Raw genomic sequence first — 17,080 nt, forward strand, 5'->3', positions numbered from 1 at the left:
CGCGATCTGTGCCAGTTTCGCGGTACCGCCTCGGCGGAGGAGCCGGTCGCAGTTCGAGGCCGACCTGCCGGCCGGGTTCCTGCTCGCGTGGGGTGCCGCTGATCAACGGCGCCGACCGTACGCCGACGTGGTGCGGCGAGGAGGTCCGAGGCCGGTTCGGCGAGGACCCCACGCGCCCCGTGCCCCGCTGTTCCCGCGCCCGAGCGAGCAAACGCCTGCGCCTCGATCCCCGAGCGCGCTTTCGACTCCCTCACGCTGAAGGTCCACAGAACCACCCGCTACCGTCGGGCCGACGCCGCTCCCACCGCCGGAAGACTCAGGACGAATCCGCGTGACCAGCACCCCCACGGGGCGTCCCGCGAGCATCGACGGCCTGCACAGCATCGCCTTCGGCCGCACGTTCCGGGCCGGCAGTCAGGGCGCCTGGGCGGCGGGAGCGACGTCAGCAGGCACTTTCGGTCGTCCGCCGAAGAGCCGAGGTCACCGGCGTCCGCGCAGTCGGCCGAGCAGGCTGCGAGCCTGGGCGCGCTTGCGCGGGTCGGCTGCGGCTCGCCGGGCCGACGCGATGGTCCGCCGCCCTTGAGGGCTGCGGGTGAACTGTGTGAGACGGGCGATCAGTCCGGCCATGATTCCTCCTGGGAGCGGTATGCCATCCGCGTACCCAGCAAGGACGCGAAGATGTCCGGGCGTCGCACGGAGCAGAAGCCGAAGCCGGAGATCGCTTGTTCGCCCCCGGGAGCGCGGGTCACGCGTGGCCACGTTCGGGGGAAGTCACCCCGGAACCGGAAACGATGTTCGCGCCGGGCGCCGGCGTGGTGTCGGCCGGCTGAGGTTCGCATGGTGTGGCGTACATGGTCAGGCCCTTGGGTGTCGGCGTGAGTTCCAGGCTCACGCCGATCTTGCGGCCCGGCCGCGCCGGGCGCAGCGTGCGCGAACTGGCCAGGGTCGCCAGGGCGACGGGCAGCATGGCATCGGCCGCGGCTGCGCCGGGACAGTATCGGGGGCCCAGGCCATAGGCGAGGAGCGCGGTGGGGGCCGGTGGCGGCTCGGCGTGGGGGAGCCAGCGCTGCGGGTCGAAGACGTCCGGGTCGCGGTAGCGGTTCCTGTCACGGCGCAGGGCCCCCAGGGGCAGGGTGACCACGGATCCGGCCGGGATCCGTACACCGCCCAGGCAGGTCTGGCGGCGGGTGCGGCGGACCAGGAACGGGATGCCGTGGAGGCGGGTGACCTCTTGGACGAAGGCGGTCGCGAGCGGGAGCTGGTGTGCTTGGAGGCGGCTCGCGTCGGGCGCGGCGTCGGCTTCGTCCTGGAGCGCCTGCTGATAGTGCGGGGAGCGGCCCAGTTCGTAGCAGGCCCAGGCGAGGGTGGAGGCGCTGGTCTCCATGCCGGCGATCAGCAGAGCGCGGATGTCGCGCTGCACCACGTGGGGGTTCTCGGGAGCGGCGGCTTCGAGCAAGGACACCAGGTCCTGGCCGTCGGGGTCGGGCCGGTGGCGGTCTCGCACCTGGCGGACGGCCTCGTCCAGTTCGGCGAGCGCGCGGCGGCTGGCGCGGCGCCGGGGCACGGGGACCCAGGGCCAGGGTGCGAGGGCGTAGCGCCAGAAGGTGCCGCCGGACAGGGCGGAGCGGGCGGCTGCGATCTTGGCCAGGGTGTCGGGAGCGATCTCGCTGTTGAGGACACAGCTGACGAGGAGGCCGCAGGCGAGCCGGCTCATCTCCACCCGCATGTCGAGCGGTCGGTCCGCGGGCAGGTCGGCGAGGAGCTGCCGGGTACGGGCCTGGACGCCGGGCCCGAGAGCGGTGAGCCGGGACGCGCTGAACGCGGGCCTCATCACGGCGCGCCGCTCCCGGTGGGCGGCGCCCTCGATGCCGACCACCCCGTCCTCGGTGAAGTCGCGCAGGCTCGGGTCCGGGCCCCAGAACCGGAAGGTGTCCTCATCACTGCCGACCTTGCGCAGCAGTGCCGGGTCGTTGACCTGGAAGGCGGTTGCCGGGCCGGTCCTGGTGGGGACGACCGGGCCCGCTTGCTCGAGGCGGGCCGCGAGGTTGGCCGGGTCCAGCCAGAACCGCAGGGCCCGGGAGTGGGCGAGCGCTCCCGCGCCGGGCGGCACAATCGGTCGTCCGGGGCAGGCTGTCCGGTCCACACTCATCAGTTTTGCTGTCCTGTCACGTTCGTCGGTCTCCGCGGCTCCGGCCGCCAGTACGTGGCCAACGATCAACTGCGGGGGCGGTCACGGGTGGGCCGGTCCTGTGCGTAACGGGTCAGCCCGTGGCGGGCCGGAATCCGGTGGATGGCCGGGGCGGGCGGGCCGAGGACGGGGCCGGTCCTCGCGGGGGCCGAGGACCAGCGGCGAACGGCGGTGAGCCAGTCGGTCCCTGGGGGTGATCGTCCTGGGCCGGGCGCTCGTACACTGGCGAAAATGGAGGACCACACGGCCACCGGGATCGGAGCACGCCCGGCACCCGTCTTGCGGGAGTACGTCGACTCGTATGTCGGCTTCGACCTCCGCGGGCTCCCGACGGGGGTGCACTGCGGCCCGCCGAGCCGCGCGCTCACCGCGGTGATCAGCCTGTCAGATCCATTGGAGGTGGCGGCGGGCGTCGACGACGGGTCACCGGTCGCCCGATTCGGCAGCGTGGCCGGCGGTCTGATGTGCCGGTCCGTCGCGATACACCACGACGGACGCCAGCAAGGTGTTCAGGTGGCGCTGACACCCCTCGGGGCCCGGGCCATCTTCGGCATGCCCGCCGCCGAGCTCGCCCACCGGCTGGTCCCCCTCGACGCTCTTCTCGGAGCGCTTTCCGTCGAGCTGGTCGACCGGCTCCGATCGGCGACGACATGGGCGGCGCGCTTCACCACGCTGGACGCATTACTCCTCCGAGCTGTCGGTCGTGGCGCCTGCGGCGACGATGTGCGCTGGGAGCGCCCCGAGGTGGCCGAGGCATGGCGCCGCCTCGTCGCCGCGCGGGGGTGCGTCAGGGTTGGGGCCCTCGCCGCGGAACTCGGCTGGAGCCGTCGGTACCTCACCGAGCGGTTTCGCGTCGAGGTGGGCCTGTCGCCGAAGACCATGGCCCGAGTCCTGCGCTTCGAGCACGCGCACGGACTGGCGGCGGCGCGGGACCCGCTCCCGTGGGGCGAGGTGGCAACCGTCTCCGGCTACGCCGACCAGGCCCATCTCGTTCGGGACTGGCGCGAGTTCACCGGCCGGTCGCCGACGAGCTGGCGTCGCGGCGAAGTCCTCCTCGGAGCCGGGTAGCCGCCAACCGCCCGCCCCTCGCGTCGACTTCCCTTCCCATTTCTTCAAGACCGTCCCGTCGCTGTCGTGGACGATCGTCGGCATGAGACTCGTCAACCACCAACGCGATGCCCTGGACCTGCGGACCACCCCCGTGCACCTCGGACTGGGATCGAGAGCGAAACCCGTCGAGGGCTTCACCTGGGACCCGGAGGCGCTCCAGGCCTACAGCGCCGCGGTCGCGGCGGACGGCGCCGAGGGCCGGATGGTGATGATCTTCGACGGCGAGGGGCCCGGAGATCACTGGGAGAGCCACCCCGCGGGCGACGAACTGGTCGTTTGCCTCACCGGGGCCGTGACGGTCACCCGCGACGTGGACGGGGTGCGCGAACGCGTTCTGCTCGGGCCGGGTGAGGCCACCGTCAACCCGGCCGGGGTATGGCACGTGGTCGACATGGAGGGGTCGACGTCCATCCTGGCCGTCACCGCGACCCTCGGCACCGATCACCGTCCTCGGACCGACAGCCGCCCGACCGGGCCCGCCGGCACGCCCGGCCCGGAGAAGGCGCCGTGACGACACGCGTCGCGTGCCTCGGCGACAGCCTCACGCGCGCGCAGTTCAGCGTCGACTACCTGGATCTTCTCAAGCGACGCCACCCTCCCGGCGACCTGCGGATTGCCCGGTTCTGCGCCAACGGAGACTTCGCCCACAACCTCTTGCGGCGCCTCGACGCTGTCATCGCGGACCCGCCCGATGTGATCACCGTGCTGATCGGGACCAACGACGCCCGAGCGAGCCTTGCCGGCTACCCCGTAGAACAGGCCATGAAGCGCAAACGGCTCCCCGAACGCCCGTCGGCAGGCTGGTTCCAACAGTGCCTGGGAGCTGCCGTCGCACGGCTGCGAGCGGAGACCGACGCGACGATCGGTCTCCTGTCGCTACCGGTACTCGGCCAACAGCTCGACGGAGCGGCGGCACAGGCATCGCGGACGTACAGCCGGATGATCGCCGAGATCGCCGCCGCCCACGAGGTGGTCCACCTTCCGCTTCACGAACGCCAGATCGAGGAACTGCGCCGGGCGGACGCGCCGCCGATCTCCTACCGCGAGGCGACGCCCGCGGCGGTCCTCGGCGTCCTCGTCCAGCGCGCAGCGCTGCGCCGCAGCCTCGACACGATCTCGCGACGGCGAGGCCTCGTGCTCACGACCGACCACATCCACCAGAACAGCCGCGGCGCCGCTCTTGTCGCCGAGGTCATCGACACCGGTCTGCTGACCCGGAGCGCGTAGCCGGTTCCGGAGCCCGGCCGGCCGGGGAGCACTGCCGGTGCTGGACCGCGCGTCGGTCAGGCCCAGGTGCGGGTGAGGGAGTCGGCAATCAGCGGCGCGATCTCGGGCGACCGAGGCTGGAGTGTCCGGCCGTTCTCGTGGTGACGAACGGACTGGCGAAGGAGACGTCCCCGGCGCGCGCCACGATTTCCACCTCGTCGCCCAGAGCCCATTCCGCGACCCGGGACGCCATCGCCGCCGGCACCACGTCACTGATGTCCGGCGCGGCCGGAATGTCGTACGTGGCGTGGGCGTCATGAGGCAGGACGACCCGGTAGCCCAGCTCCAGGGCCCGGCGGGCGGTGGCGAGCACGCACATCTCCGACATCACGCCGCACACGGCGACCGCCCGGACACCCGCCGCCGTCAGCCCGGCCTCCAGCGACGTCTCCTCGAAACCGTCGTCCTCGCTCTTGCGGATCACCGCCTCGGCCGGTCCGGTGCGCACGGGAAGGTGCAGCTCCCACCCGGGTGACCCCGGCTCGTCGGGCTGTCCGACCGCGCCGTCGTTCTGCAGATGGACGACGAGCGCCCCGGCCTCCCGGGCCCGCCCGACCAGATCCGTCACCCGGTCCAGCAGCCGGGGCGCGGCGGGCACGGCGGCGTCACCCGCGACGAACGCCGACTGGACGTCGACGACGAGCAGCGCCGTCACAGGCGCGGGGAGGGCGGTCATGCCGGGGGAGTCCTCACGTCGGAGCCGCGGGTGCGGGGGAGAAGGCCGGGCCGAAGCCCATCGTGCCGTACGAAGGGCCGTGGCCGCCCGCCGTCTTTCCGGCGGGCGGCCACGGTCAGCCGGTGCGGTCCACGAGGTACGGGATCAGTGTGAGCAGATCCCCGCGCGCGCCCTCGGTCAGCGGCACCCGGTCCAGACAGGCGCGGGCCGCGGCCAGGTGCTCGTGCGCCTCGGCCAACGCGGCCCGCCGCCCGCCGGCCTCGTCGATCAGCTCGGCCGCACGGCGCGCCGCCAGGTCGTCGAGCGGCCCGGCGGAGGTGAGCAGCGCGTCGAGACGCCGGGCCGCCGGGTGATCGGCTGAGAGGGCCGCGAGCACCGGGTACGTCTTCTTGAGCCGCCGCAGGTCGCTGTGCACCGGCTTGCCGGTCACCTGCGGATCGCCCCAGATCCCGAGCAGGTCGTCCACCGCCTGGAACGCCACCCCCACATGCCGCCCCGCCGTGTCCAGCGCCTCGACGGTGCTTGCCGGGGCGCCGGCCAGCACGGCGCCCAGGGCGGCGGCGCAACCGAGCAGGGCGCCCGTCTTGAGGGTCGCCATCGACCGGTACTCGTGCGGCAGCACCGCCCTGGGCCCGGTCCACGGCCGGGACTCGAACAGCAGGTCCTGCGCCTGACCGCTCACCAGATCGCCGAGCGCGCCCGCCAGTTGCCGGACCGCCGCCGGGCCGGCGGGACCCGGAGCCTCCGCCAGCGTGGAGACGGCCAGCGCGAACAACGCGTCCCCCGCGAGGACCGCCGGGCCCGTGCCGTACGCCTTCCACAGCGTCGGCCGACGGCGACGGGTCTCGTCGCCGTCCATGATGTCGTCGTGGATCAGGGAGAAGGTGTGGATCAGCTCGACGGCGACCGCGCCGAGCACCGCGTCCTCCCCGCTGCCGCCGGCGGCCTCCGCGCCGAGCACCGCGAGCGCCTGGCGAACCCCCTTGCCCTGCGATCCGGGCGCCGGCTCGCCGCCTGTCCCGCTCCAGCCCAGCGAGAAGGCCGCCGTCTCCGCGTGCCAGGGGTGCAGCCGTCCCACCGACTCCACCAGGGCCGGGCGCACCAGTGCGCGGCAGCGGTCCAGTATCTGCGGCGCACTCGCCAGGCCGGTCGTGGAGAGCGTCATCGGCGGCCGCCCCTCTCGCCCGCGGCGGCCGGTTCCACGCCGAGTTCGGCGTAGGCCTTCTCGACCATCTCCTGGGCGTTGAGCAGCCCGATCCGGCTCAGCCTGCCGCGCAGTTCGTCCAGCTCGGCGGCGGTGGCGTCGCGGTCCCGGCCGAGCCTGGCGCGCGCCTTGACCAGGCCGAGCGATGCGAGCGCCTCACCCCGCGGCTCGTCCATCGCGCGGAACTCGCCGAGTGCCTGCTCGTAGACCTCGCGCGCTTCCTCGTACCGCCCGGCGCGGAAGAGCACGTTGGCCCGCATCTTGTGGTTGTACGCCAGGGCGCTGGAGAGGTTCATCTCGCGGCAGGTGATCTCGGCCTCGGAGAGCAGACCGAGTGCCCGCCCGGTCGCCCCGTCCCGGAGGGAGACGATGTCGGCGATGCCCCGCAGGGCCCAGGCCCGGCCGCGCCGGTCGTCCGCGTCGCCCGCGAGGACGGCCGCCTCCTCGAACATCTCCAACGCGGTGTCCAGGGAGCCGGTGTTGCGGTGGATCTGCGCGATGCCCTCCAGCGCCCAGACGGTGTGCCGGGCCTCGCCCCGGGCGCGGGCCTCGGCCAGCAGCTGTTCGTGCAGCGTCGCGACGGTCGCGTAGTCGCCCTGTATCCGTCCGGTCTCGGCGAGGCCGGCCAGCGAATAGCCGCGGGCGACCACGTCGCCGCCCCGCTTCCCCAACTCCGCGGCGAGGCCGAGCAGCCTGAACGCGAGGCGCAGCGAACCGCGTTGGCGCGCCAGCGTGCCCCCGCTCCACAGCGCCCATGCCATCGCCCCCGTGTTCCCCGCCGTCCGCGCGGCCCGGTAGCTGGCCTTCCAGGCCCGGTCGGCCTCCGCGACCTGCCCGAGCCTGCGGTGCGCCTCGGCCACGGCGAGGCCCGAACGCGCCACCTCCTCCTGTGATCCTGAGAGCTCGGCCTGCCTCAAATGGCGTATGCCTTCGGCCAGTACGTCGGTGAGGGAGGCGTTCACCGACATCTTGGTGAGTGCTCCCTGGTACTCGGGCGCCAGTGCCTTGGTCTGCATGGGGGCCTTCCGCGCGGTGCCGGGCCCGTTCCGGCGTGGCTATACCCTCCATGTATACGCGGAGGGTATAGTCCGGCGGTCGTGCGGGCCCGGATCTTGTGGGGGTTGGACGCCGCACGTCACACGCGGCGCACCGTCCTGTCGTCGATCAAGACGGCAGCCGGGCGAGGAGGGTTGCTCGGGAAGTCCAGGTCGTTCCGCGTTTCCGTCCCGAGTCGCCCTCCCTACGCCCTCCCCGTGCGCCGCAGCCGGTGGCGTACCGCACGCCGGGCGACCGGGCCCAGCTCGTCCAGCACCCCGGCGAGTCCGGCGAGCTGCTCCAACGCGTCGAAGGCGCGCCTCGCCCCTGCGGGGTCGACGCCCTCGTACAGCTCCAGGCCCACGAACGACCCGGTCACGGCGCGCGCCAGCCCCACCGGGTCGGTGAACTCGCCGAGCGGCGAGTCCGCCAGGACCCGGACCAGCACCTTCTCGATCTCAACGGTCCACAGATCGAGCCCGGCCGCGGTCGCGGGCGCCAGCCGGGGCTGGCTCTGGGCCCCCGCGAGAACCTGTGCGAGAAAGGCGACATGGCCGCCGGCCCGCTCCTCCTCGTGCAGTGCGCGCCCGCACTCCAGCAGCTCGGCGAGGGTCGTCACGGCGGCGAGCCGGTCGCGGTGGCGGGCCACCCGCTGCTCCGCGCCGTACCGGCAGGCCGCCGCCAGCAGCTCGTCGACCGAGCCGAAGTGGTAGAAGACCAGCGCCTGGTTGACCCCGGCCGAGGCGGCCACCGAGCGGGCCGACGTCCTGGCGATCCCCTGTTCGGCGAGCGTGCGCAGCGCGCCCTCCAGGAGTTTCGTGCGGGTGTCCGTGCCCGCCGCGCTCCCCGTCACGCCCGCGCCTCTTCGCGGACCGGGCGCAGACCCGCCCGCACGCCGTGGCGCAGGGCGTCGACATAGCGGGCGCGGAACGTGCCCTCGTACCCGAACAGCGGGCCGAAGCGGCGGTTGGTCACCGCCACCCGGATGCGGAAACGGCCCGTGGCGTCGTCGAAGGACTCGCGGACCTCGGCGTCGCCCCCGATCAGCCGGGGGACCCGCACGTCGACGGGCCCCTCGCGGAAACGGTGTTCCCCGGAGCGGATGAGCAGGGAACCGTCGGGCTCCGCGGTGAGCCGCAGGTCGGAGGCCAGGTGCTGGTGGGTGCCGAGGTAGTCCAGCACGCAGGACCGCTCGGGGCTGTGCACCATCGTCGCGTCGAAGCGGCGCGGGCCGCCCGGCATCGCGAACGTCCGGACGAAGGTCACGGTCTCGCGGCCGTGGGCGTCGGTGTACGGCACGTTCTCGATGGTGAAGGGGATGTCGCGGCCGGTCCTCGGCACCAGGATGTTGCGCGTGGCGCCGAGCGCGAGGAACGGTTTCACGAATGCCCGGCCGTGCCAGATCCGGTCCATGGAACCGCGCCCGACGCACGCCTCCCCGCTTTCCAGGCCGACCGAGAAACGTCGGCGCAACTGCGGGTGGAGCCGTTCGAAGTCCTCCCCCATCGCACGGGCGAAGATCGAGGTCATGGGCGCTCCAGTCGGGCGAGGAGGGACGGGGCGGCGGCCGGGCGGCCGGGCGCCCTGCGCAGACAGCGGCGGGCGGCGGGCGTGAGAGGGGACGGGGGTGCCAGCAGCGCGGCCAGGGCGGCGGGCAGTACGGCCGCCGGGCCGAAGGGCAGGGCCGCCGCCACGACGAGGATCCGGGCCAGGACCTCCGCCAGAGCATGGGTCAGCGACCGGGCGGGGCTGATGTCACGCTCGCACCACAGCCGCAGCCGGTCGAAGGACCAGGCGGTCGCCCAGCCCATCAGCGGCCGGAACACCAGCCGGTCCGCGACCGCGCCGAAGCGGCCCCAGCGGGTCCGGTAGTCGTAACCGGTCAGGAAGCGGATGCCGTCGGCGGTGGGGACGTAGCGCCAGTAGCCGCTGCCCTCGGACAGCGGCGACAGCTTCTCCGGGGAGGCGAAGCGCAGCGCGGAGACCCGCTCGCCGTCCTCCCGGTGCCGCTCACCCGCGCTCGTCCCGGTCCCCCCGACGGTCAGGAAGGGCAGCACCCGGGTCGCGTACCGGAACCGCCGGGCGGAACCCGCGGGTCCGGGCAGGGGGCTGATCTCGGTGAAGCGCAGATCCCACCGCTGATGCTGACCGGGATCCTGGGTCCGTGCCCACAGGCGCTCCGGATCGGTACGGATCAACGCCTCTATGTACAGCCCCACGCGTCCCCCCGGCAGCCACGGATGTTGAGCGAGCGCTCAACCCTTGTGCGCCGGGACGCTACCAGAGAGTTGAGCACTCGCTCAAAACCCCCGAACGGCGGCCCCCGACGGGCGACGCGCCCCCTGCCACGCTCGAATGGACGGGTGACGGCGCCCCCGGACGACTGCCTCGCCCGTAACGAGTGGATCTGCGGGGCCTATCTCTCCAGCCGCCGCGAGATCCTGATGGACGCGGTGCTGCAACACCTCCAGCTGACAGCCGCCTCGGTGGCCCTCGCGTTCCTGCTCGCGGTTCCCCTGGCGCTCGCCGCCCGCCGGTGGCGCTGGGCGGCCGGCCCGGTGCTCGGACTGACGACGATCCTCTACACGATCCCGTCACTGGCGATGTTCTCGCTGCTGCTGCCGCTCTACGGACTCTCCGCCGCGCTGGTGATCGCGGGGCTCGTCCTCTACTCGCTGACGCTGCTCGTCCGCAACCTCCTGGCCGGGCTCCGGGCCGTCCCCGAGGAGACCCGGCAGGCCGCACGCGGCATGGGATACGGACCGCTGCGCCTGCTGCTCGCCGTGGAGCTCCCCCTCGCGCTGCCCGCCGCGATGGCCGGGCTGCGCATCGCCACCGTCTCCGCGGTCTCCCTGGTCACCGTCGGGGCGATCGTCGGCCACGGCGGACTCGGCAACCTCATCTACTCCGGCATGAACACCTACTTCAAGGCCCAGGTGCTCACCGCCTCCGTGCTGTGTGTCGTCATCGCCGTCGCCGCCGACCTGCTGCTCCTGGGAGCGGGACGGCTGCTGACCCCCTGGACCCGGAGGCAGGCGTGAAGACCCCCCGTTCGGTGCGGAGGCAGACATGAACACCCTCTCCGACGCCTGGTCCTGGCTCACCACCGCCGCCCACTGGTCCGGCCCCGACGGCGTCTGGAACCGGCTCGGCGAACACCTCTTCCTCACCGCCGTCTGTCTGCTCATCAGCTGTCTGATCGCCCTTCCCGTGGCCCTCGTCCTGGGCCACCTCGGCAAGGGAGGCGCGCTCGCCGTCAACCTCTCCAACATCGGCCGGGCCGTGCCCACCTTCGCCGTCCTGGTCCTGCTGCTGCTCACGCCCATCGGCACCTACGGCCAGTGGTCGACGATCATCGCCCTCGTCCTGTTCGCCGTGCCCCCGCTCCTCACCAACGCCTATGTCGGAATGCGCGAGGTCGACCGGGACGTCGTCCGGGCCGCCCGGGGGATGGGCATGACCGGCCGCCAGATGCTGGTGGGCGTGGAACTGCCGCTCGCCCTGCCGCTGATCCTCACCGGCGTGCGGATCGCCGCCGTCCAGCTGGTGGCCACCGCCACCCTCGCGGCGCTGGCCGGCGGCGGGGGGCTGGGCCGGATCATCACCGCGGGCTTCAACCTCGCCTCCACCCCGCAGGTGGTGGCCGGAGCGATCCTGGTGGCCGCCTTCGCCCTCCTCGTCGAGAGCCTCTTCGAGGCCGGGCAGCGTCTCGTCCCCCGGCGCGGAGGAGAGGCCGTATGAGCCGCGCCGGCCGGGCCCTGGCCGCGCTGGCTCTCCTCGCCGCCACCGCCTGCACCACCGGCCCGACGCTGGAGAACCGGGGCGAGGTCACCGCACCGCCCGGCGACAGCGGGGAACTCACCGTCGGGTCCGCCGGGTTCACCGAGAGCGAGCTGCTGGCCCAGATGTACGCCCTGCTCCTGGAGCACGCCGGGTACTCCGCCGACATCATTTCCGTGACCAACCGGGAGATCTACGAACCCGCCCTGGAGAACGGTCAGATCGACGTGGTGCCGGAGTACGCGGCGACCTTCGCCGACTGGTTGAACGCCAAGGCCAACGGCGCCGACGCGCCTCCCGTCGGTTCGCCCGACCGGGCCGCCACCATGAAGGCGCTCCGCGCGCTCGCCGCCCCGCGCGGGCTGACCGTGCTCGACCCCGGCCGGGCCGTCGACCAGAACGCCTTCGCCGTCACCGCCGCGTACGCGAGGAGACACGGGCTCAAGACCCTCAGCGACGTCGGCGCCGCGAAGCTGCCCGTACGGCTGGCGGCGGGCGATGAATGCGTACAGCGGCCCTACTGCGCACCCGGCCTGCGCGAGACGTACGGCATCGACGTCGTCGCCGTCGACCCCAAGGGCGTCGGCACCACCCAGGCCAAGCAGGCGGTGCAGAGTGGTCAGGACCAGATGGTCCTGACCACCACGACCGACGCCACACTGGACCAGTTCGGCCTTGTGCTGCTGGAGGACGACAGGAAGCTCCAGAACGCGGACTACGTGGTCCCCGTCGTCAACCGCGCCCGCGCCGGGAGCGCCGGGGTGCGCGACGCCCTCGGCCGGCTCAACACCGTGCTGACCACTGCCGACCTGGCGTCGATGAACGAGCGGGTCGACAGCTGGCGCAGGCTGCCCGAGGACGTGGCGCGCACCTACCTGGAGTCGAAGAAGCTCCTCCCGAGGGGCTGAGCCGCCCGACCGCTCAGGTCGTGGGCGGCGCCGGGGGCCAGGGCACATCGGCCAGCAGGGGCAGGAGGTGCTCCTCCTCGTAGTCGAGGTGGGCGGTCAGCTCCCGGGTCATCCGGGCCAGTTCGGCGCGGAAGCGGTCCGGCTCGGCCAGGGCGACATCGGCCAGCAGTGCGGCGAGCGCCGTCTGTACGGCCCCGATGCGCCGGTGCTCCTCCCGCAGCCGGTCGAAGACGTCCACCAGGTGCGGGTGGTGGCCCCGCATCGTGGGGAGCAGGTGGCCGTCCTCGGCCGTGTGGTGGAACTCCAGCACCTGGCAGAACGCCAGGCAGCGCTGCCGGATCTGCAGCCCGAGCCCGGGTGCGGGCGGTTCACCCCCGCCCGGGTGGGAAGCCCTTGCGGCGAAGTGCGCCTCCGTCTCGGCGCCCACGTGGAGCAACTGGCCGCGCAGCCAGGTGTGCGCCTCCACCAGCTTGTCGGCGAGCGAGGTGATCGCGGGAGCCGTCGCGTCGGGGTCGGGGAGTTCCAGGACCACGACCGGCAGCACCCGGTCGGTGGCGTCCTGATACTCCGCGTACCCGGGCGCTTCGGCGACGACCCGGGCGAAGAGTTCGTCGCGTCGGGCCCCTTCGGCCGGCACGGCGAGGGTCTCGAACTCCTCGTCCCCCAGCTCGACCCGCACGGTGGGACGGGCCAGGAGGTTGCGGTACCAGTCGGGGTGGAGCGGTGCGCCGAGGTTGGAGGCGACGACGAGGAGACGGCGGCCGTCGCGGACGTAACCGAGCGGTGTCGTGTGCTGGGTGCCGGAGCGGGCCCCCGTCGTCGTGAGCAACAGGAGGTCGGAGCCCTCGAAGGGGCCGCCGACCTTTCCGGCGTTGGCGCGGAACTCGGCGATGACGGACAGCTGGAAGTTCTGAGGCATGGAGGTTCTGGGTCTCCCGGAAGGAAAGCGGGCAGGCGAAGGCCCGGCGTCGCGGGGTTTTCGCGGCGAGGTGTTCGGATGCGAAGGCGCGCTCGGAGCGCGCGGCTGCTCAGAGGCAGGGGGCGATGAGTGGACTCATGGCGTCATCCCCGAGAAGAAGGTGCTGGCCCGACCGCCGGCCGGCCCAGATCTCCTTGGCCGACGTCACGCTGCACGCGCACCATCACAACCCGGGCGGTACGCGTCTGTCAACGCGAGGAGGGACCACGGCGAAAAGGCGTTGCCCCTCCTCCGGACGCCCGCGACGCTCTTGGCCTCGCTGCCCGGTGACCCGGGTCAGTTGAGGGTGTCGGGGTCCGGGCCGGTGCGCATGCCCCGGTCCAGGGCGGCCACGGCGTCCATGTCCGCGGCCGACAGTTCGAAGTCGAAGACGTCGATGTTCTGCCGGATCCGCTCGGGCGTGACCGACTTGGGGATGACGATGTTGCCGAGCTGGAGGTGCCAGCGCAGCACCACCTGGGCCGGGGACCTGCCGTGCCGCGCGGCGATGGAGACCAGCGCCTCCTCCTTGAGCAGGGCTCCCTGGGCCAGCGGGCTCCAGGCCTCGGTGGCGATGCCGTGCTCGGCGTGGAAGGCGCGCAACTCGGCCTGCTGAAGGCCCGGGTGCAGCTCGATCTGGTTGACGGCCGGGACGAGCGTGCCGGCGTCGAGCAGCCGGCGCAGGTGGGCGGGCTGGAAGTTGGAGACCCCGGCCGCGCGGATCCTGCCGTCGGCGGCCAGCTTCTCCAGGGCGCGCCAGCTTTCCGGGTACAGGTCGTGGGCGGGCGTCGGCCAGTGGATCAGGTAGAGGTCGACGTGGTCGAGGCCGAGCTTGGCCAGGCTCGCCTCGAAGGCGGCGAGTGTGGCGTCGTAACCCTGGTCGGTGTTCCACAGCTTCGTGGTGACGAACAGCTCCTCGCGGGGGATCCCGGAGCTGGCCAGAGCACGGCCGACGCCGACCTCGTTGCCGTAGACCGCCGCGGTGTCGATGGACCGGTAGCCGGCCTCCAGCGCGGCGGAGACCGCGGCGGTCGTCTCGTCGTCGGGCACCTGGAAGACGCCGAAGCCGAGCTGGGGGATGGTCACGCCGTTGTTGAGCGTGACGGTGGGGACGGTGGACATGTGAGGGCCTTCCGGTAGGGCGACAGGGCATCGGTGCGGCGGTGTGCCTCGGGCGCGCCGTCCGCCGCGATCGCCTGGCGCACGACGTTAACTGGCGTCGACAATAATTGCACACGCGGGTTATGTGCAAACGCGAGTGAGAGTGCCGGATCCCCCCTACGCGTCCGCCACGGAATCGAACTCCACCTCCTCACGGCCCACCCCCTGCGCGTCGGCGTCCACCGACCGGCGCAGCGCCTCGTGCAGCTTCGCCGGAGTGAGGACCCCGAGGAGCCGGGCCCCGTCCAGCACCGCCACCCACCCCGCGTCGTGCTGGAGCATCTCGCTGAACGCCTGCTTCAGCGGGGCGCCCACCGGCACCCACGCGTCCATCCGGCGGGCCAGAGCACCCACCGCCTCTCCCTCCCCGGCCGGCCGCAGCGCGTCCGCCGACACCCAGCCGTGCAGCTCGCCCCCGTCGTTCAGCACCACCGCCCACCGGGCCCCCGCCCTTTCCAGCCGGGCCGCCGCCTCCCGGGCGGGCTCCTCCAGCCGGGCCACCGGAGGCTCCTCCAGGTCCTCCGGCTCGATCGCGGTGACCGACAGCCGCTTCAGCCCCCGGTCGGAACCCACGAACCGGGCCACGTACGGGGTGGCCGGGGTGCCGAGCACGGCGGCCGGGGTGTCGAACTGCTCGATGCGGCCCTCCCCGTACACCGCGATCCGGTCACCCATCCGCACCGCTTCCTCGATGTCGTGCGTCACCAGGAGCACCGTCTTGCGCAGCCGCCGCTGGAGCGCCAGGAACTCGTGCCGCAGCCGCTCCCGGACCACCGGGTCCACCGCGCCGAACGGCTCGTCCATCAGCAGCACCGGCGGATCCGCCGCGAGCGCCCGTGCCACTCCCACCCGCTGGCGCTGCCCGCCGGAGAGCTGCGCGGGATAGCGCGAGCCGTACGTCCTCGGATCCAGACCCACCAGGTCCAGCAGCTCCGCCGCCCGCTCCCGGGCCCGTGCGCGCTTCCAGCCCACCAGCGCCGGAACGGTCGCGGTGTTGTCCAGGACGGTCCGATGGGGAAAGAGGCCCACCTGCTGGATCACATAGCCGATCCGCCGGCGCAGCCTCACCGGGTCGGTCCCGGCGATGTCCTCCCCGTCCACCAGGATCCGGCCGGAGGTCGGCTCGATCAGCCGGTTCACCATCATCATCGTGGTCGTCTTCCCGCAGCCGGACGGCCCCACCAGGGTGACCAGCTCGCCCTCCGCCACCTCGAAGGACAGCCCGTCGACCGCCGTCGTCCCGTCCGGATAGACCTTGCCGACCTGCTCGAACCGGATCATGTCTGAACGCTAGGCGGTGTCCGGCACTTCCGCGCGGGCACGCGGAAGTGCGCGGGAGGCCGCCGCGCCCACGGGCCCGGACCGTGCGGGGCCCCGGCCCCCGGCGGCCCCTGCGCCGGACGGTGCGGCCATGTGCTGAACTTGCCCTTTCGCCCGGACCAGCCCGCACCCCGGAATCAGGAGTTCTTGTGATCAGCTACCGGCAGCCCGGCGTCGTCCTCACCGACCGGCGTTTCACCGTGCCCCTGGACCACAGCGACCCCGGCGGCGAGCAGATCGAGGTCTACGGCCGGGAAGTCGTCGCCGCCTCCCGGGCCGGCGAGGAACTGCCCTGGCTGGTCTATCTGGAGGGCGGCCCCGGCTTCGGCGCGCGCCGGTTCGTCGGCACGGAGGCCTGGCTCGGCCGCGCCCTGCGCGAGTTCCGCGTGCTCCTCCTCGACCAGCGCGGCACCGGGCTGTCCACCCCGGCCAACCGGCAGACCCTCCCGCTGCGCGGCGGCCCGCGCGAACAGGCCGACTACCTCGCCCACTTCCGCTCCGACTCCATCGTCCGCGACTGCGAACTGATCCGGCCGCGGCTCACCGGCGGAGCGCCCTGGACGGTTCTGGGCCAGTCCTTCGGCGGCTTCTGTGCCGTCCGCTATCTTTCCTCGGCGCCCGAGGGCCTCGCCACCGTCCTGATCACCGGCGGGCTGCCCTCGCTGGACGCGCACGCGGACGACGTCTACCGGTCCGCGTACCCCCGTATCGAACGCAAGGTCGCCGCCCACTACGCCCGCTACCCCCAGGACATCGAGCGCGCCCGCGCGATCGCCGCGTACCTCGCCGAGCACCGGCCCGAGAGCGCCGGACACCGGCTCACTCCCGAGGGCTTCCAGTCGCTCGGCATCATGCTCGGCTCGGGCAGCGGCAGCCACCAGCTCCACTACCTGCTGGAGAACGCGTTCGTCCGCACCCCGGGCGGCGCCGAACTCTCCGACGCCTTCCAGGAAGCCATGCGTACCGCCGCCTCCTTTGCCGGGCACCCGCTGTACGCCCTGCTCCACGAGGCCATCTACGGACAGGGCGAGCGGCCCACCTCCTGGGCCGCCGAGCGTGTCCGGGCCGAGTTCCCGCAGTTCGACGCGGCGACGGCGCTGGCGGGCGACGGCCCGGTCCTCTTCACCGGGGAGACCGTCCACCCCTGGCACTTCGACGTCGACCCGGCCCTGCGCCCGCTGCGCGAGACCGCCGAACTGCTCGCCCGGCGCACCGACTGGCCCGTGCTGTACGACCCCGAGCGGCTCGCCGTCAACGAGGTGCCGGTCGCGGCGGCCGTCTACCACGACGACATGTACGTCGACAGCGAGGACTCGCTGCGCACGGCGGCGGCGATCCGGGGGCTGCGGGCCTGGGTGACGAACGAGTACGAGCACGACGGAGTGCGCGCGGGCGGACCCCGCGTCCTGGACCGGCTGCTGGCGCTGGCGCGCGACGAGGCCTGACCGGCCGGGCCGCCGCGCACGCCGCCCGG

The 17,080-nt window shown here is 73.1% G+C and carries 18 protein-coding genes; 7 read left to right on the forward strand and 11 right to left on the reverse strand.

Annotation, left to right across the window (positions count from 1 at the left end):
- Positions 1 to 480 precede the first annotated feature (480 nt).
- Both PSQ21_RS34350 and PSQ21_RS34355 read right to left on the reverse strand, forming a co-directional pair.
- Positions 481 to 627, reverse strand: a complete 147-nt coding sequence (locus PSQ21_RS34350) for a hypothetical protein (RefSeq protein ID WP_274035328.1) — start codon at positions 625 to 627, stop codon at positions 481 to 483.
- A gap of 118 nt (positions 628 to 745) precedes the next feature.
- The gene (locus PSQ21_RS34355) at positions 746 to 2,149 is read right to left on the reverse strand and encodes a cytochrome P450 (protein WP_274035329.1); all 1,404 of its coding nucleotides are present in this window, start codon (positions 2,147 to 2,149) and stop codon (positions 746 to 748) included.
- 270 nt (positions 2,150 to 2,419) lie between these two features.
- On the opposite strand from PSQ21_RS34355, the gene PSQ21_RS34360 reads away from it, so the two are divergent.
- The 3 genes from PSQ21_RS34360 (at position 2,420) to PSQ21_RS34370 (ending at position 4,525) form a co-directional block, all read left to right on the forward strand.
- Positions 2,420 to 3,256, forward strand: coding sequence for a helix-turn-helix domain-containing protein (locus PSQ21_RS34360; RefSeq protein ID WP_274035332.1), 837 nt, complete (start codon positions 2,420 to 2,422; stop codon positions 3,254 to 3,256).
- A gap of 82 nt (positions 3,257 to 3,338) precedes the next feature.
- Complete coding sequence (locus PSQ21_RS34365) at positions 3,339 to 3,809, forward strand: cupin domain-containing protein (protein ID WP_274035333.1); 471 nt, start codon at positions 3,339 to 3,341, stop codon at positions 3,807 to 3,809.
- Complete coding sequence (locus tag PSQ21_RS34370) at positions 3,806 to 4,525, forward strand: SGNH/GDSL hydrolase family protein (protein ID WP_274035334.1); 720 nt, start codon at positions 3,806 to 3,808, stop codon at positions 4,523 to 4,525. The genes PSQ21_RS34365 and PSQ21_RS34370 overlap by 4 nt, the downstream gene beginning before the upstream one ends.
- Before the next feature lie 88 nt (positions 4,526 to 4,613).
- Here the strand turns inward: PSQ21_RS34370 and PSQ21_RS34375 are convergent, their stop codons facing one another.
- The 6 genes from PSQ21_RS34375 to PSQ21_RS34400 all read right to left on the reverse strand — a co-directional run bounded on the left by PSQ21_RS34375 (position 4,614) and on the right by PSQ21_RS34400 (position 9,698).
- Complete coding sequence (locus tag PSQ21_RS34375) at positions 4,614 to 5,240, reverse strand: cysteine hydrolase family protein (protein WP_274035336.1); 627 nt, start codon at positions 5,238 to 5,240, stop codon at positions 4,614 to 4,616.
- Positions 5,241 to 5,355: 115 nt separating this feature from the next.
- Positions 5,356 to 6,405, reverse strand: a complete 1,050-nt coding sequence (locus PSQ21_RS34380) for a polyprenyl synthetase family protein (protein ID WP_274035337.1) — start codon at positions 6,403 to 6,405, stop codon at positions 5,356 to 5,358.
- Positions 6,402 to 7,460, reverse strand: coding sequence for a tetratricopeptide repeat protein (locus PSQ21_RS34385; protein ID WP_274035338.1), 1,059 nt, complete (start codon positions 7,458 to 7,460; stop codon positions 6,402 to 6,404). Before PSQ21_RS34385 ends, PSQ21_RS34380 begins: the two co-directional genes overlap by 4 nt.
- A gap of 224 nt (positions 7,461 to 7,684) precedes the next feature.
- On the reverse strand, positions 7,685 to 8,332 hold the full coding sequence (locus PSQ21_RS34390) for a TetR/AcrR family transcriptional regulator (protein WP_274035339.1): 648 nt from the start codon (positions 8,330 to 8,332) through the stop codon (positions 7,685 to 7,687).
- Complete coding sequence (locus PSQ21_RS34395) at positions 8,329 to 9,009, reverse strand: DUF4166 domain-containing protein (protein ID WP_274035340.1); 681 nt, start codon at positions 9,007 to 9,009, stop codon at positions 8,329 to 8,331. Before PSQ21_RS34395 ends, PSQ21_RS34390 begins: the two co-directional genes overlap by 4 nt.
- On the reverse strand, positions 9,006 to 9,698 hold the full coding sequence (locus tag PSQ21_RS34400; protein ID WP_274035341.1) for a hypothetical protein: 693 nt from the start codon (positions 9,696 to 9,698) through the stop codon (positions 9,006 to 9,008). Before PSQ21_RS34400 ends, PSQ21_RS34395 begins: the two co-directional genes overlap by 4 nt.
- Positions 9,699 to 9,842: 144 nt before the next feature.
- Between PSQ21_RS34400 and PSQ21_RS34405 the strand changes: the two genes are divergently transcribed.
- From PSQ21_RS34405 to PSQ21_RS34415, 3 genes are read left to right on the forward strand one after another with little or no spacing between them, the layout of a single operon-like run.
- Positions 9,843 to 10,520, forward strand: coding sequence for an ABC transporter permease (locus PSQ21_RS34405; RefSeq protein WP_274035343.1), 678 nt, complete (start codon positions 9,843 to 9,845; stop codon positions 10,518 to 10,520).
- A 28-nt stretch (positions 10,521 to 10,548) separates the two neighbouring features.
- Positions 10,549 to 11,220 (forward strand): ABC transporter permease, encoded by a 672-nt coding sequence (locus PSQ21_RS34410; RefSeq protein WP_274035345.1) that lies wholly within the window; start codon positions 10,549 to 10,551, stop codon positions 11,218 to 11,220.
- Entirely contained in the window at positions 11,217 to 12,167 is a 951-nt protein-coding gene (locus PSQ21_RS34415; RefSeq protein ID WP_274035347.1) for an ABC transporter substrate-binding protein, read from the forward strand. The genes PSQ21_RS34410 and PSQ21_RS34415 overlap by 4 nt, the downstream gene beginning before the upstream one ends.
- A 13-nt stretch (positions 12,168 to 12,180) precedes the next feature.
- On the opposite strand, the gene PSQ21_RS34420 is transcribed toward PSQ21_RS34415, so the two are convergent.
- From PSQ21_RS34420 to PSQ21_RS34430, 3 genes are all read right to left on the reverse strand, one after another.
- Complete coding sequence (locus PSQ21_RS34420; protein ID WP_274035349.1) at positions 12,181 to 13,086, reverse strand: nitroreductase/quinone reductase family protein; 906 nt, start codon at positions 13,084 to 13,086, stop codon at positions 12,181 to 12,183.
- A gap of 336 nt (positions 13,087 to 13,422) precedes the next feature.
- Positions 13,423 to 14,247 (reverse strand): aldo/keto reductase, encoded by an 825-nt coding sequence (locus tag PSQ21_RS34425; protein WP_274035350.1) that lies wholly within the window; start codon positions 14,245 to 14,247, stop codon positions 13,423 to 13,425.
- Positions 14,248 to 14,403: 156 nt separating this feature from the next.
- The gene (locus tag PSQ21_RS34430) at positions 14,404 to 15,567 is read right to left on the reverse strand and encodes a betaine/proline/choline family ABC transporter ATP-binding protein (RefSeq protein WP_274035351.1); all 1,164 of its coding nucleotides are present in this window, start codon (positions 15,565 to 15,567) and stop codon (positions 14,404 to 14,406) included.
- Between the two features lie 188 nt (positions 15,568 to 15,755).
- Here PSQ21_RS34430 and PSQ21_RS34435 point away from each other — a divergent pair, with 188 nt between their 5' ends.
- The gene (locus PSQ21_RS34435; protein ID WP_274035352.1) at positions 15,756 to 17,051 is read left to right on the forward strand and encodes an alpha/beta fold hydrolase; all 1,296 of its coding nucleotides are present in this window, start codon (positions 15,756 to 15,758) and stop codon (positions 17,049 to 17,051) included.
- The last annotated feature ends 29 nt before the right edge of the window (positions 17,052 to 17,080 follow it).

This window comes from Streptomyces sp. MMBL 11-1, assembly GCF_028622875.1.
Lineage (GTDB): Bacteria > Actinomycetota > Actinomycetes > Streptomycetales > Streptomycetaceae > Streptomyces.